We start from the raw sequence: 14,761 nt of genomic DNA, 5'->3' as shown, positions 1-14,761 counted from the left end.
CGCCCGGACGGCGGGCGGGCGGAGGGCCGGAGGTACGGCGGCGCGCAGCGCCGCCGCTTGAGATGCGCTGCACTTCTCCAAGCTGGTGGACCGGTTCGTGCAGAACCTTCGCCGTGTGGCGGGCTACGACGTGCAGTACTTCGCCAGTGTCGAACCCCAAAAGCGGCTCGCCCCGCACCTGCACATGGCTATCCGGGGCACCTTGCCACGCGCGGAGGTCAAGCAGATCGCGGCGGCCACCTATCACCAAGTGTGGTGGCCATCGGCCGATCAGGTCGTGTTCGACGGCGATCACGTGCCGGTCTGGGAGAACGGCGTCGGCTACCTCAACCCTGATACGGGAGAGGTACTGCCGACCTGGGACGAGGCGCTTGACCAGCTCGACGCCGAGGCGGCCGAACCTCTGCACGTGGTGCGCTTCGGCGACCAGGTGGACGTTCAGGGCGTGCTGGCCGGCACCCCGGACGCGGACCAGTGCATCCGGTACCTGTCGAAGTACCTGACCAAGTCTCTCGGGGAAGGTCTCGACGCGGACGACCCGGCGCAGCGTGAGCACACGGCGCGGCTGCTGGAAGCACTGCGGTTCGAGCCCTGCTCGCCCACCTGCGCGAACTGGCTGCGCTATGGCATCCAACCCAAGGACGCCAAGCCCGGCATGGTCCCCGGCCGGTGCCGGGGCAAGGCACACAAGCCCGATCACCTCGGCTACGCCGGGCGCCGCGTCCTGGTCTCCCGCAAGTGGTCGAACAAGACCCTGGCCGAGCACAAGCAGGACCGCCGTACCTGGGTCCTGGAAGCCCTTGGCCGAACCAACCAGCCAACAGACCCACACCGTTACGTCTGGAAGCCCGTCCCGGCCGGTGACGCCAACGTGCCCCCGCTGGCAATGCGACTCCTGCGGACGGTGGCCGAACGGCAGCGCTGGCGCGCCCACATGGCCCAACTCCAAGCCCAAGCAGATGGCCAAGATCTTTCGGCAACTGAGCACACGCGGAGTGCGGCATGACCCCCTCCACGCTCCCCGACTGGGCTCGGGGCCGGTTGCTCACCGTGGAACAGGCCGCCGAACGGCTGAACACCTCCGTCCGCTTCCCTCGACGACTGATCGAGGAACGGCGGATCGCCTTCATCCACGTCGGACGCAATGTCCGCATCCCCGAAGCAGCGCTTGAAGCGTTCATCGCGGCGGGGCTCGTCGAACCGATCACCACCACGTGCCGTAGGAGGGCCGCGTAGTGGCCAAGAGCGCACTTGCCACGCCCGAAGAACCCAAGCGTCCCGCCAAGTCCAGCTCGCCCAAGAGGCGCTTTGGTCGCGTCCGCCTGCTGCCCTCAGGGCGCTATCAGGCCCGCTACCTGGCACCTGACGGGGCAGACCGACCAGCACCGTTTACCTTCGCCACCAAGCGCGAGGCGAATCGTTGGCTCGTGCTCAAGGAGACGGAGATCCAGCGCGGAGAATGGATGAACCCGGACGGCGGCATGATCTCGTTCGAGGTCTACGCGACCCAATGGGTCGATGACCGGGTGATCAAGAGGACCACGGAGGGGCTCTACCGAAGTCTCCTCAAGAATCACCTCATGCCGACCTTCGGCAAGCGGCAGATCGGCGAGATCAAGGACGCGGACGTCCGGCAGTGGCGCAAGGAACGCCTCGGCGCGGTGGGACAGTCCACGGTGCCCAAGGCGTATCAGCTCCTCAAGTCGATCATGAACACGGCGGTGGCCGATGAGCTGATCAGGCGCAACCCGTGCCGGATCAAGGGAGCGTCTGTTCCTGACACTCCAGAGCGGCCGGCGATCCCGCTGGCCAAGGTGCTGGAGATCGCCGACGCCGTACCCGAGCGATACCGGGCGCTCGTGCTCCTCGGCACCTTCACCAGCCTCCGGTGGGGCGAACTGGCGGGGCTCCGCCGTAAGAACCTCGACCTGGACGCGGCCGTCGTCCGTGTCGTCGGCACTCTGGCCGAACTGAACGGCGGCAAGCTCGTGGACGACACGCCCAAGTCTCGGGCCGGTCGTCGGGTGGTAGCCATCCCTCCGGAGATCCTCCCCGACCTTCGGAGACATCTGGAGCGGTACGCCGAACCAGGAGAGAACGGCCACGTCTTCATCGGCCCCAAGGGCGGCCTGCTGCGGCGCTCAGCCTTCCGACGCATCTGGAACAAGGTCCAGATCAAGGTGGGACTGCCCGATCTTCTCTTCCACGACCTCCGGCACGCGGGAAACACCCTCGCCGCGTCCACAGGTGCGAGCCTGCGAGAGCTGATGACCCGTATGGGGCACTCCTCCACGCGAGCGGCGCTGATCTATCAGCACGCCACCCAGGAACGTGACCAGGTCATCGCGCAGGCGCTCGGCAAGGCGCTGAAGGGGGCACGGAAGGAGCACGGCAAGAAAGCATCGGGCACGCAACGGGCACGGAAGATCAAGAAGAAGTAGCGGAGATCACGAAGGCCAGGTCACCTCATGGGATTGACCTGGCCTTTCGGTTTTGGAGCGGACGACGGGAATCGAACCCGCGTAGCTAGTTTGGAAGACTAGGGCTCTACCATTGAGCTACGTCCGCGCGAACCGGTCGAACTCTGGTCTAGACTTCATCCGGTCGTCAGGGCGTAAGCGTACCGGAGTCGCGGAGCGCATGCGCACTCGGCGAAACGGGGCGTGGCGCAGCTTGGCAGCGCGCTTGCTTTGGGAGCAAGAAGTCGCAGGTTCAAATCCTGTCGCCCCGACCAGCTCATAGGCCCCTCCCGGATCGGGAGGGGCCTTCTGCTTGTCGATCTGCTTGTCTATGAGGTTTGAAGCGTTCCAAAGATGCGATCCATCGCCACAGTCCCCGACTGGACCACGGGACGGATCTGCTTCCGGTAGACGGCTTCGGTCGTCGCCGTGCTGCTGTGGCCGACCAGGCGGGAGATGAGCGAAGCGTCCAGCTCTTGCTGTCTCCCGTAGTGAACGGCAAGATCACGCCGTGACTGACTACGAGCAGGTGGCCGACGCCTTAGGGAATACCACCTGGATCACCTGGTGCACGGGCGCCACCCTGGACGATGTCCTCGCCCTCTATGGGGGAAGCCATCACCTGGTGACGTCCGCCACGCTCAGTGAGGCCAACGAGGACACGCACTTTTATCTCGATGAAGGAATACCTCTGCTCCTCGTCGGTGCGCTCGGTCATGGCGTCGTCCTCCTGGAGCCAGGGCTGCCTTTCCTGGGGACCGGCGCGCAGGCCCGCCTCTCTCAGGCAGGCGTGTGCCTGGACGTCGGCTGGAGTGACTTCGGTCCACCCTTCGTCACGTACAGGGAAAAGGGTCGCGTTGTAGTGAGCTTCGAGGGCACTGGGTGGGAGTACGACGCCACGCCCGACCAGGAGACGGTGGAGCGCTGGATGAGCACCACCCCCAGCGGCCTGGAGGGGTGGCAGACCAACTACGGCACGGCGTCGCTGATGACGGCGGAGGCCATCATGGGCGCGCCTATGGATGAGCAGTGGCTGGCGCGAGAACACACCTGCATACGCGTAGAAGGGGCTGACCCGGAGCGTCCTCGTCCACGCTCGGTGAGCCTGGGAGAGCTGCTGAAACATGTTGCAGCGCCTCTCCCGTGCGAAGCACGGCCTGAAGCGCCGGGCGAAGCTCCGAGCAGCCCTGGTAGCGGTCACCCGCCTGCTTGAGGTTCTGCTTGACAATCGCAGTGAATGATCTCGAACGCAGGCGTACGTCAGCGGACGTTTCTAGCGCGTTGACCTGGACTTTCATCCTGAAGAGACGGGTGTTCGAGATGGCTAGGGAGCAAGAAGTCGCAGGTTCGAATCCTGTCGCCCCGACCAGCTCACAGGCCCATTCCAGCGTGGAAGGGGCCTGCTGCGTGCCCAACCGCGTGACTGTCGCACCCCGGTGGCCGGTTCGACTGCCGTCAGGAGACTTCGTCCGCGCCTCCCCGGCTCGGGGTGCACCTAGGTACACCCCTTCAGGTATCTAGCGCGATTCTCCCCGCCGTCCACCGTCCGTAGCGTCGGAGGCAGACAAGGATCAAGAAGGACGGGGACCATGACCACCACACCGCACCAGACCGCCGGCGGCCGCGTAGCGAACGTGGGCCTGTGGGTCCTGCAGATCGCCGTGGCGGGCTTCTTCGTGATGTCCGCCATGGCGAAGTTCACCAACGCCGAGCCTGCCGCGTCCACGTTCGAGGCGATCGGGTTCGGCGACTGGTTCCGTCACCTGACCGGGGTGCTGGAGGTGGCGGGGGCCGTGGGGCTGCTCGTGCCGAGGCTCGCCGGGGTGGCGGGGCTGGCGTTCGTCGGGTTGACCGTCTGCGCGACGCTGACCGAGGCGTTCGTGTCCAAGGGCGGGGTGGTCATGCCGCTCGTCGCGCTCGTGCTCAGCGCGGTGATCGCCTGGGGACGCCGGGAGAGCACGGCGCGACTCTGGTCGCTGGTCGCCGGGCGTTGAGCTGCCAGGGGGATGTGGGAACGCTCCCAAAGCCTGCCCGCCACGGAGGCCGGGCAGGAAACGTATGACGCCGGCCAGGTAAAAAAGGACAAAAACGTATAAGGTCTGACGTCGTGTCCGATACCAGAATCCCTCCGCCGCTCAGCGGCGACGAGCCGACCGTTCTGAACAACTGGCTCGAATGGCACCGCGCGACCCTCGCCCTCAAATGTGCGGGCCTGTCGGACGAGCAGTTGCGCCTGCGCTCCGCGCCGCCCTCGACATTGTCCCTGTTGGGCCTGGTCAGGCACATGGCGCACGTGGAGCGCTCCTGGTTCCGGCGCGTGCTCAACGGCGAGGACCTGCCCAAGCTCTGGGACAAGGACCGCGACAACGACGCCGACTTCGCCGAGGTGGACACCGCCTCGGTGAAGGAGGCGTTCGCCACGTGGCAGGAGGAGATCGGGCATGCGCGCGCCATTTCGGCCGCCAAGCCGCTGGACGCCGCGGGCGAGCGCAACGGGCAGGAGTGCACGCACCGCTGGATCCTCGTCCACATGATCGAGGAGTACGCCCGCCACAACGGCCACGCCGACCTGCTACGCGAGCGTATCGACGGCGTCACCGGCGATTGACGGTCCCGGCGGCTCAGGCGTCGGCGCGGAACAGCGCCCAGACGGCCTTGCCGCCGCGGGCCAGCGGGTCCCAGCCCCAGCACTGGCTGTACGTCTCCACGATGTAGAGCCCGCGCCCGTTCTCGGAGATGAAGTCCGGCTCCTTGCGCCGCGGGACCTCGTCGCTCGGGTCGGCCACGGCGAGCAGCACGTGGGGGGCGACCCGCATCAGCAGCAACTCGATCTCGCTCCTGCCCGCGGCGCGCATCGCGTACCTGACCGCGTTCGTCACCAGCTCCGAGACGACGAGCGCGGCGTCGTCGCTCAGCTCGTGCAGGCCCCAGCCGCGCAGAGTCGAGCGGGTCACGTCCCTGGCGGTCTTCACCGAGTCGGCCTGGAAGGGCAGCGGACACGAGGTCGTGTACGGTTTGCCACCCATGAGCAGCCGGTCGAAGCCCACCTCACGGGTGATCTGCAGGCAATCGGCAGTGGCCAGAGGGTCCTCCACCATGCCGCCGATACCTCCCAGTTCAACCTCGGTTAGTGCATGTTTGGCCCAATATGCACTAAGCCATCATGGGTCACGAACGCTGCACCTGCAAGACCCAAATGCACGTGCAAGTGCAATGTGCAGTAGCAAGCACCGTTTTAGGGCATAGATATCCGAATCGGACACGAGGTTGAGACCTTGTCATACCTGGCAATGTGGTGTCACTGTGTGTGCGGACCTTGATAGGAGGCAAAGTGACGCAGAACCAGCCGGGTTCCGGGCCGACGGCGCTGCGCATCCTCCTGGGCTCCCAACTGCGCAAGCTCAGGGAAGCGAAGAACGTCACTCGCGAGGAGGCCGGCCACCTCATCCGAGGGTCGGAATCCAAGATCAGCCGGATGGAACTCGGCCGAGTGGGGTTCAAGGAACGTGACGTCGCGGACCTGCTGACCCTCTACGGGGTCATGGATCAGCAGGCCCGCTCCGCCGTACTCGACCTGGTCGCCACCGCCAACGAGCCGGGCTGGTGGCACCGCTTCAACGACGTCCTGCCCACGTGGTTCCAGGCGTACGTCGGTCTCGAAGAGGCCGCCGCCCGGATCAGGACCTACGAGGTCCAGTTCGTGCCGGGACTGTTGCAGACCAAGGAGTACGCACGGGCTGTGGTGACCGCCGGTTCGGCGGGCATCGGGGTGGAGGAGATCGCCAGGAGGGTGGATCTCCGGCTGGAACGCCAGCGGATGTTCGATCGGTCCGACGGGCCGATCTTCTGGGCGGTGATCGACGAGGCCGCGCTGCGCCGGCCCATCGGCGGGGCCGAGGTGATGAGGGCCCAACTGGAGCACCTCATCGACCTGATGCGCCAGCCGAGCATCACGATCCAGATCATGCCGTTCAGCTTCGGCGGGCACAGCGCGGAGGGCGGCGCGTTCAGCATCCTCCGCTTCCCCGACACCGACCTGCCCGACGTCGTGTACGTCGAGCAGCTCGCCAGTGCGCTCTACCTCGACAAGCGTGAGGACGTAGACCGATACACCGAGGTGATGGAGCGGCTGTGCGCCGTGAGCACCACCCCGGATGAGACGATCGAGCTGCTGAGGACGATTGCGGACGAGTTCTGACCGCGGCGGCGTCGTGGTTGGGTGTGCATCTGCCCTAGACTGGCCATCGGCGTTGGATGCCGCCGTTGCGGAGCATGCCCAACACCGCTCATGTGGGCGCGGCGCGCGAGCCGTATCGATTCGATGGACGCGTCCGCGATCACTCGTAGCTTGATCAAGGAGACCATTCCGTGAAGACCGCTGTCGAGGAGCTCAGCCCGACCCGGGTCAAGCTCACCGTCGAGGTGCCGTTCGAGGAGCTGCGCCCGAGCATGGATGCGGCGTACAAGAAGGTCGCGCAGCAGGTGCGCGTCCCCGGGTTCCGGCCTGGCAAGGTTCCGGCCCGCATCATCGAGCAGCGCTTCGGCCGGGCGGTAGTGCTGGAGGAGACCCTCAACGACGCGGTGCCCAAGCTGTACGGCCAGGCGGTCGACGAGGTCGACGTCTTCCCGGTCAGCCAGCCCGACATCGAGGTCACGAAGATCGACGACGGTGAGCAGATCGAGTTCACCGCCGAGGTCGACATCCGGCCCAACTTCGAGGTCCCCGACTACCAGGGGGCCGAGGTCACGGTCGATTCCGCCGAGGTCTCCGACGAAGACGTCAACACCCAGCTCGACGCGCTCCGCCAGCGCTTCGCGACGCTGACCGGCGTCGAGCGGGCCGCTGCCAACGGCGACTTCGTCGTCATGGACCTGCGCGCCGAGATCGACGGCGCGAACATCGAGGAGCAGCAGGCCAGCGAGGTCTCCTACGAGGTCGGCGCCGGCTCTGTGCTGCAGGGCCTCGACACCGCGCTCGAAGGCATGTCCGCGGGCGAGGAGAAGAGCTTCAAGACCGAGCTGGTCGGCGGCGAGAACGCCGGCGAGGAAGCCGACGTGATCATCAACGTCAAGTCGGTCAAGGAGAAGGTCCTGCCCGAGCTCGACGACGAGTTCGCCCAGCTCGCCAGCGAGTTCGACACGCTCGACGAGCTGAAGTCCAGCATCCGCGAGCAGGCCCGGCGCAACAAGCTGATCGACCAGGTCGTCCAGGCCCGCGAGAAGGCGCTCGACACGCTGCTCGAGAAGGTCGACATCCCGCTGCCGGACAGCGCGCTCAAGGCCGAGGTCGACGCCCGCAAGCACAACCTCGACCACCAGGTGTCCGAGAGCGGCCTCAGCCGCGACGCCTTCTTCCGTCTCTACCAGACGACGGAGGAGGAGCGCTTCGCCGAGTTCGAGACCAACTCCGCCAGGGCCATCAAGGTCGGGTTCGTGCTCGACAAGATCGTCAAGAGCGAGGAGCTGGGCGTCTCCGAGCAGGAGCTGACCAACTTCGTGGTCCGCCGGGCCATGGAGATGGGCGTCCAGCCCAACGAGCTGGCCAAGCACCTCGCCGACAACGACCAGCTCACGCTGGCCATGGTCGAGATCGTCCGCGACAAGGCCAAGGCGGTGCTGGGCGACGCGGCCAAGGTGGTCGACACCGACGGCAACGAGGTGGACCTCAAGGCCATCTACACCGAGATCAACGGTGAGGAGGTCGTCGAGGAGCCCGCCGACTCCGACGGCGACGCGGAGACCAAGCCCCAGGCCTGACGCCCCGGGCGCGACCGGCGGCTCCGTCCCGCCGGCCCGACATCTCCGAAGCCTCCGGACCCGCGCGGGTCCGGAGGCTTCTTCCGTTGCGGCGGCACGGCGCCTGGCGACACCCGAGTCGGCCTCAACGGCGCTGGGGCGCTCAGACGGCCCCTGACGCGAACGGAGGCCGTCGCCAAGACCGCCCCGCCCCGCCGGCGCCCCCGGCCGCCCCTCAGCGCCCCGCAGCACGGGTCCCACGAGCCCTCTCGCCCGAGTCCGGGGCGGGCCCACCTCACGCCGAGCCCCGCCACGGCTCCCGCCCGCGTCGGACCCCGGCGAACCCGCGCGCCCCGGCGAACCCGTGCGAGTCCCAAAAGTCGCCGACCATCCCGCCAAGGAACACCGGCCGAAGCATGGCCCGCGCCTCCGTCCGGTCCAGCGAGGGCATCCATTCCCCAAAAAGCCGGGACGGCCATCCGCCAGCCTCCTGAGCAGCGCGAAAACCTGCCGCGCCGGCGAAGGCGGCGAAGCCGCAAAGAGGCATAGAAGCCAACGAAGGGCAACAGATCAGTACCTGCCCGAACCTGCGCCGTCAGCGAACAGCCCGGGGACCGGGCATGAGCTATGGGCGGCGCGCGTTAAGGTCACAAGCAAAGCCAATCGATTACGACGCATCGGAAGGTGACGCTGTGACCAGCCCGCCGACCTTCTATCAGCCTGAGTCTCAAGGCCGTGAGAACGGCTCCGCCTTCCGGCTTGAGGACCAGCTCTACCAGCGCCTGCTCCGCGAGCGCATCATCGTGCTCGGGCAGGAGGTCAACGACGAGATCGCCAACCGCATCTGCGCCGAGCTGCTGCTGCTCGCGGCCGACGACCCCGACCGCGACATCACGCTGTACATCAACTCGCCGGGGGGCTCGGTGAGTGCGGGCATGGCGATTTACGACATGATGGAATACGTACCGAACGACGTATCCACGGTTGTGATGGGCATGGCCGCCTCGATGGGGCAGTTCCTGCTCACGGCCGGGGCGCGGGGCAAGCGCTACTCACTGCCGCACGCCCGGGTGATGATGCACCAGCCCTCGGGCGGCATCGGGGGCACCGCGGCCGACATCGCCATCCAGGCCGAGCAGATGCTCTACGTGAAGAAGACGCTGGCCGAGCGGATCGCCTTCCACACGGGCCAGCCGCTTGATCAGATCGAGTCCGATTCCGACCGCGACCGCTGGTTCACGGCCGAGGAAGCCAAGGACTACGGCTTCATCGACCACGTGGTGCGCAGTGCGCGTCAGGTGCCCTCCGCGGGCCCGGTTTCCTAAGGGGGAGCTGACATGAACATCCAGAGCCGTTACGTTCTCCCCTCCTTCGTCGAGCGCACGTCCTACGGCGTGAAGGAGATGAACCCGTACAACAAGCTCTTCGAGGACCGCATCATCTTCCTCGGAGTGCAGATCGACGACGCGTCGGCCAACGACGTGATGGCCCAGTTGCTGACGCTGGAGTCGCTCGACCCCGACCGTGACATCAGCATCTACATCAACTCGCCCGGCGGCTCCTTCACAGCCATGACGGCGATCTACGACACGATGCAGTTCGTCCGGTCGGAGATCCAGACCATCTGCCTCGGCCAGGCCGCCTCCGCCGCGGCCGTGCTGCTGGCCGGCGGCACCCCGGGCAAGCGGTTCGCGCTGCCCAACGCCCGGGTGCTGATCCACCAGCCGTCCACCGAGGGCGGCGGCCAGGGCAGCGACATCGAGATCCAGGCCCGCGAGATCCTGCGCATGCGCACGCTGCTCGAGGACATCGTGGCCCGGCACACCGGCAAGCCATCCGCCGAAGTCCGCAAGGACATCGAACGCGACAAAATTCTCAACGCGGACGAGGCGAAGGCGTATGGTCTGATCGATGACATCATCCCGTCCAGGAAGAAACGAGCTCAGGCCGTAGCTTCCTAGACGAGACGTGACGCGCCGGAGCGCTGCCCAATAGGGCACGTTCCGGTGCGACTCGCCGCTAGGGGGCTCACTGAGGGCCCAGAAGACGGTAACGTCGAAACCTGAGCGGTTCGGCCTAGTCCGGAGGATGTCCGGCGACACTGCTCGCATGAGCAGGGCGGTCCCACGCAAAGGAGTATCTGGGGTGGCACGCATCGGCGACGGGGGAGACCTGCTGAAGTGCTCTTTCTGCGGAAAGAGTCAGAAGCAAGTCAAGAAGCTCATTGCCGGTCCAGGCGTCTACATCTGCGATGAGTGCATCGATCTCTGCAACGAGATCATCGAGGAGGAGCTGTCCGAGTCCTCCGAGCTCAAGTGGGACAACCTGCCCAAGCCGAGGGAGATCTACGAGTTCCTCGACGCCTACGTCATCGGTCAGGACAAGGCGAAGAAGGCCCTCTCGGTGGCGGTGTACAACCACTACAAGCGGGTGCAGTCGGGCGACCGGGGCAGAGACGACGGCCTCGAGCTGGCCAAGAGCAACATCCTGCTGCTCGGGCCCACCGGCTCGGGCAAGACGCTGCTGGCGCAGACCTTGGCGAAGATGCTCAACGTCCCCTTCGCCATCGCCGACGCCACCGCGCTGACCGAGGCGGGATACGTCGGCGAAGACGTGGAGAACATCCTCCTCAAGCTCATCCAGGCCGCCGACTACGACGTCAAGAAGGCCGAGACCGGCATCATCTACATCGACGAGGTCGACAAGATCGCCCGCAAGAGCGAAAACCCGTCGATCACGCGCGACGTGTCCGGTGAGGGCGTGCAGCAGGCGCTGCTGAAGATCCTGGAGGGCACCACGGCCTCGGTTCCTCCGCAGGGCGGCCGCAAGCACCCGCACCAGGAGTTCATCCAGATCGACACCACCAACGTGCTGTTCATCTGTGGTGGCGCGTTCGCCGGTCTGGAAAAGATCATCGAGTCGCGCATCGGCAAGAAGGGCATCGGCTTCAACGCCATCATCCGGTCGAAAGAAGAGGTCGACACGGCCGACATCTTCGCCGACGTGATGCCGGAAGACCTGCTGAAGTTCGGCATGATCCCCGAGTTCGTGGGCCGTCTGCCGGTCATCACCTCGGTACACAACCTCGACCGCGAGGCGCTCATCCAGATCCTCACCGAGCCGCGCAACGCGCTGGTCAAGCAATACCGCAAGCTGCTCGAGCTCGACGGCGTGGAGCTGGAGTTCACCGACGGCGCCCTCGAGGCCATCGCCGACCAGGCCATCCTGCGCGGCACCGGCGCCCGCGGGCTCCGCGCGATCCTGGAGGAGGTGCTCCAGTCCGTCATGTACGAGGTGCCCTCCAGGCAAGACGTCGCCCGGGTCGTCATCACCCGCGAGTCGGTGATCGAGCACGCGATCCCGACGCTCGTCCCGCGCGACCAGCTCGCCGCCAAGCAGCAGCGCACCCCGCGCGAGAAGTCGGCCTGAGCACAGACCCGACAGCACCGACGCCCCGTGGTTCGCGAACCATGGGGCGTTTCGCTTGCCCGCCTCTCTAGAATTGGTTCCTGTGACAACGCCTGAGCTGCCCACCCAATACACACCGGCCGACGTCGAGACCCGCAGCTACGAGCGCTGGGTATCCGAAGGCTACTTCCGCGCCGACCCGGGCAGCTCGCGCGAGCCGTACAGCATCGTCCTGCCGCCGCCCAACGTGACGGGCGTGCTGCACATCGGGCACGCGCTCGACCACTCCATCCAAGACGTGCTGACGCGGCGCGCCCGCATGCAGGGGCGCGAGACGCTCTGGCTGCCCGGCATGGACCACGCCGGCATCGCCACCCAGAACGTCGTCGAGCGCGAGCTGGCCAAGCAGGGCAGATCGCGGCACGACCTGGGCCGTGAGGCGTTCGTCGAGCGGGTCTGGGAGTGGAAGGAGGAGTCCGGCGGCCGGATCCTCGGCCAGATGCGCAAGCTCGGCGACGGCGTCGACTGGTCGCGCGAGCGGTTCACCATGGACCCGGGGCTCTCGCGGGCCGTACAGACCATCTTCAAGAAGCTGTTCGACGACGGGCTGATCTACCGCGCCGAGCGCATCATCAACTGGTGCCCGCGCTGCCTGACCGCGCTGTCCGACATCGAGGTCGAGCACACCGAGGACGAGGGCGAGCTCGTCTCGATCCGCTACTCCGACGAGATCGTGGTGGCGACCACCCGCGCCGAGACCATGCTCGGCGACACCGCCGTGGCCGTGCACCCGGCCGACGAACGCTACGCGCACCTGGTCGGCACCATGGTCGAGGTGCCGCTCACCGGCCGGATGATCCCCGTGGTCGCCGACGAGCACGTCGATCCGGCCTTCGGCACCGGCGCGGTCAAGGTGACCCCCGCCCACGACCCCAACGACTTCGAGATCGGACGACGTCATTCGCTGCCGTCGCTCACGGTCATGGACGAGCGCGGCATCATCACGGCGCACGGCCCGTTCGAGGGGCTCGACCGGTTCGAGGCCCGTCCCGCGGTGGTGGCCGCGCTGCGCGCCGAGGGCCTGATCGTCGCCGAGAAGCGTCCCTACCTGCACTCCGTCGGCCACTGCTCGCGCTGCAAGACCGTGGTCGAGCCGCGGTTGTCGCTGCAGTGGTTCGTGAACGTCGAGCCGCTGGCCAAGGCAGCCGGCGACGCTGTTCGCGACGGGCGCACCCGCATCCACCCGCCCGAGCTGGCCAAGCGCTACTTCGACTGGGTCGACGACATGCACGACTGGTGCATCTCCCGGCAGCTCTGGTGGGGGCACCGCATCCCCGTCTGGTACGGCCCGAACGGCGAGGTCGTGTGCGTGGGCCCCGACGACGTGCCGCCGGCCGGTTACACGCAGGACCCTGACGTCCTCGACACGTGGTTCTCCTCGGGGCTGTGGCCGTTCTCGACCATGGGCTGGCCCGAGCGGACACCGGCGCTGGAGCGCTTCTACCCGACGTCCGTGCTGGTCACCGGCTACGACATCCTGTTCTTCTGGGTCGCGCGGATGATGATGTTCGGCCTGTACGCCATGGACGGCCAGCCGCCGTTCCGCGTCGTCGCGCTGCACGGCATGGTCCGCGACCAGTACGGCAAGAAGATGTCCAAGTCGTTCGGCAACGTGGTCGACCCGCTCGACTGGATCGAACGGTTCGGCGCCGACGCCACCCGGTTCACGCTCCTGCGCGGCGCGAACCCCGGCGCCGACGTCGCGGTGAGTGAGGAGTGGGCGGCCGGCTCGCGCAACTTCTGCAACAAGATCTGGAACGCCACCCGCTTCGCCCTGATGAACGGCGCCGCCGTGGGCTCGCTCGAAGGAGCCGAGCTGACCCCGGCCGACCGGTGGATCCTGTCGCGCCTGCAGTCCGTCACCACGGCGGCTGACGCGGCCTTCGAGGAGTTCGAGTTCGCCAAGGTCTCCGATCTGCTCTACCACTTCGCGTGGGACGAGGTCTGCGACTGGTACCTCGAGCTGGCCAAGATCCAGCTCGGCGAAGGGCTGGAGCACACCCGGCTGGTGCTCGGCCACGTGTTCGACGCGCTGCTGAGGTTGCTGCATCCGCTGGTGCCGTTCGTGACCGAGGAGCTGTGGCGGGCCGTCACCGGCGGCGAATCGGTGGTCGTGACCCCATGGCCGGTGGCCGACTCCCGCTTCACCGACCCTGCGGCCGAGGCGGAGATCGAGGCGCTGCAGGAGCTGGTGACGGAGGTTCGCAGGTTCCGTTCGGACCAAGGGCTCAAGCCGGGGCAGAAGGTCGCGGCGCGGCTCGGGTTGAGCGGCACGCCGCTGGCCGGCCAGGAGTCGGCGATCCGGGCGTTGCTGCGGCTGACGGAGCCGTCCGAGTCGTTCGGTGCCACGGCGCGGTTCACGGTGGGGGCGGTGACCGTGGAGATCGACACCGCGGGCGCCATCGACGTCGTGGCCGAGCGCAAGCGCCTGGAGAAGGACCTGGCGGTGGCGCGCAAGGAGGCCGCTCAGGTGGCCGCCAAGCTGGGCAACGAGCAGTTCATGGCCAAGGCCCCCCAGGACGTGGTGGACAAGGTCAGGGGCCGGGCCGAGCAGGCGTCCGCCGACATCGCGCGGCTGGAGGCTCAGCTCGCCGGGCTGAGTGTTTGAGCCGTACGAACGAGGGAAGGTCCATTCGTTACCGAAGATGGGCCTTCCACGCTCCAGAGGCTGCTACAGTTTTCAACGCAGGGCCGAATCGGCCCTGACATCCCTGTGAACGAACCCCGGCCTTCGGGTTGCGTCCGCCGCCTGGTTGGACAAGGGCTGAAAGTTCGGGTAAGTTAGCAGGGTTGCCTCGAAAGAGGGAAGTCCGGAAGCTCCCGGATCGGGCGGTTTGACAAGGATCGTCCGGATCTGGTAGTCTGAAGGAAACGAAGTGTGTGCCTCTCGCGCTAGGGTCCACCTAGGATTCTGGTGCGGATGTTCGCGCCCGCTTCTTGAGAACTCAACAGTGTGTCAAAAAGCCAGTGCATGATGCACAACCCCGTCTATTTTTGACGGATTCCTTTGGTTGACATTCATGATGAATGTCGGCCAGGACAGTTTTCCGAACATTGTTTGGAGAGTTTGATCCTGGCTCAGGACGAACGCTGGCGGC

General features: G+C 66.7%; 12 protein-coding genes, 2 tRNA genes and 1 pseudogene. 13 read left to right on the top strand and 2 right to left on the bottom strand.

The genetic code is table 11. From position 1 onward, the window contains the following. Positions 1–61 precede the first annotated feature (61 nt). The 3 genes and pseudogenes from ABD844_RS00110 to ABD844_RS00100 form a co-directional block, all read left to right on the top strand. Positions 62–1,006, top strand: a pseudogene (locus tag ABD844_RS00110) (replication initiator); the annotation flags it as partial. Continuing rightward, the gene (locus ABD844_RS00105; protein WP_344871572.1) at positions 1,003–1,236 is read left to right on the top strand and encodes an excisionase family DNA-binding protein; all 234 of its coding nucleotides are present in this window, start codon (positions 1,003–1,005) and stop codon (positions 1,234–1,236) included. The pseudogene ABD844_RS00110 and the gene ABD844_RS00105, both read left to right, overlap by 4 nt. Then, on the top strand, positions 1,236–2,441 hold the full coding sequence (locus ABD844_RS00100; protein WP_486348534.1) for a tyrosine-type recombinase/integrase: 1,206 nt from the start codon (positions 1,236–1,238) through the stop codon (positions 2,439–2,441). The genes ABD844_RS00105 and ABD844_RS00100 overlap by 1 nt, the downstream gene beginning before the upstream one ends. Before the next feature lie 53 nt (positions 2,442–2,494). On the opposite strand, the gene ABD844_RS00095 is transcribed toward ABD844_RS00100, so the two are convergent. After that, positions 2,495–2,568: transfer RNA gene (locus ABD844_RS00095), tRNA-Gly, on the bottom strand. Between the two features lie 89 nt (positions 2,569–2,657). Between ABD844_RS00095 and ABD844_RS00090 the strand changes: the two genes are divergently transcribed. From ABD844_RS00090 to ABD844_RS00075, 4 genes are all read left to right on the top strand, one after another. Next, positions 2,658–2,734 (top strand) — tRNA-Pro (locus ABD844_RS00090). A 236-nt stretch (positions 2,735–2,970) separates the two neighbouring features. Then, positions 2,971–3,672: a hypothetical protein gene (locus ABD844_RS00085; protein ID WP_344871568.1), complete on the top strand. Its 702-nt coding sequence runs from the start codon at positions 2,971–2,973 to the stop codon at positions 3,670–3,672. A gap of 376 nt (positions 3,673–4,048) precedes the next feature. Then, a complete protein-coding gene (locus ABD844_RS00080) occupies positions 4,049–4,453 on the top strand; it encodes a DoxX family protein (protein ID WP_344871566.1) in 405 nt (134 codons plus the stop codon). A gap of 113 nt (positions 4,454–4,566) precedes the next feature. Continuing rightward, complete coding sequence (locus ABD844_RS00075; RefSeq protein WP_344871564.1) at positions 4,567–5,067, top strand: DinB family protein; 501 nt, start codon at positions 4,567–4,569, stop codon at positions 5,065–5,067. Between the two features lie 13 nt (positions 5,068–5,080). Here the strand turns inward: ABD844_RS00075 and ABD844_RS00070 are convergent, their stop codons facing one another. Continuing rightward, positions 5,081–5,557, bottom strand: coding sequence for an ATP-binding protein (locus ABD844_RS00070; protein WP_344871562.1), 477 nt, complete (start codon positions 5,555–5,557; stop codon positions 5,081–5,083). Between the two features lie 233 nt (positions 5,558–5,790). Between ABD844_RS00070 and ABD844_RS00065 the strand changes: the two genes are divergently transcribed. The 6 genes from ABD844_RS00065 to ABD844_RS00040 all read left to right on the top strand — a co-directional run bounded on the left by ABD844_RS00065 (position 5,791) and on the right by ABD844_RS00040 (position 14,271). Beyond that, a complete protein-coding gene (locus tag ABD844_RS00065; RefSeq protein WP_344871560.1) occupies positions 5,791–6,657 on the top strand; it encodes a helix-turn-helix domain-containing protein in 867 nt (288 codons plus the stop codon). Positions 6,658–6,827: 170 nt separating this feature from the next. Next, positions 6,828–8,216, top strand: a complete 1,389-nt coding sequence (gene tig / locus ABD844_RS00060; RefSeq protein ID WP_344871558.1) for a trigger factor — start codon at positions 6,828–6,830, stop codon at positions 8,214–8,216. A gap of 671 nt (positions 8,217–8,887) precedes the next feature. After that, complete coding sequence (locus ABD844_RS00055; protein WP_344871556.1) at positions 8,888–9,520, top strand: ClpP family protease; 633 nt, start codon at positions 8,888–8,890, stop codon at positions 9,518–9,520. Between the two features lie 12 nt (positions 9,521–9,532). Next, complete coding sequence (locus tag ABD844_RS00050; protein WP_344871554.1) at positions 9,533–10,156, top strand: ATP-dependent Clp protease proteolytic subunit; 624 nt, start codon at positions 9,533–9,535, stop codon at positions 10,154–10,156. A gap of 184 nt (positions 10,157–10,340) precedes the next feature. After that, positions 10,341–11,624: an ATP-dependent Clp protease ATP-binding subunit ClpX gene (clpX, locus tag ABD844_RS00045; protein WP_237106743.1), complete on the top strand. Its 1,284-nt coding sequence runs from the start codon at positions 10,341–10,343 to the stop codon at positions 11,622–11,624. A gap of 73 nt (positions 11,625–11,697) precedes the next feature. Beyond that, the gene (locus ABD844_RS00040) at positions 11,698–14,271 is read left to right on the top strand and encodes a valine--tRNA ligase (protein WP_425568486.1); all 2,574 of its coding nucleotides are present in this window, start codon (positions 11,698–11,700) and stop codon (positions 14,269–14,271) included. The last annotated feature ends 490 nt before the right edge of the window (positions 14,272–14,761 follow it).

Origin of the sequence: Nonomuraea antimicrobica (assembly GCF_039536965.1) — a bacterium.
GTDB lineage: Bacteria > Actinomycetota > Actinomycetes > Streptosporangiales > Streptosporangiaceae > Nonomuraea > Nonomuraea antimicrobica.
The sequence above is the reverse complement of the archived record's forward strand: the minus strand, read 5'-3'. Positions and strand labels throughout refer to the sequence as shown.

What these genes read in the sequence shown, in the direction of transcription:
- ABD844_RS00105 (WP_344871572.1), top strand. Translation starts at nt 1,003, where the DNA reads ATGACCCCCTCCACGCTCCCCGACTGGGCTCGGGGCCGGTTGCTCACC.
- ABD844_RS00080 (WP_344871566.1), top strand. Translation starts at nt 4,049, where the DNA reads ATGACCACCACACCGCACCAGACCGCCGGCGGCCGCGTAGCGAACGTG.
- ABD844_RS00070 (WP_344871562.1), bottom strand. Translation starts at nt 5,557, where the DNA reads ATGGTGGAGGACCCTCTGGCCACTGCCGATTGCCTGCAGATCACCCGT.
- ABD844_RS00050 (WP_344871554.1), top strand. Translation starts at nt 9,533, where the DNA reads ATGAACATCCAGAGCCGTTACGTTCTCCCCTCCTTCGTCGAGCGCACG.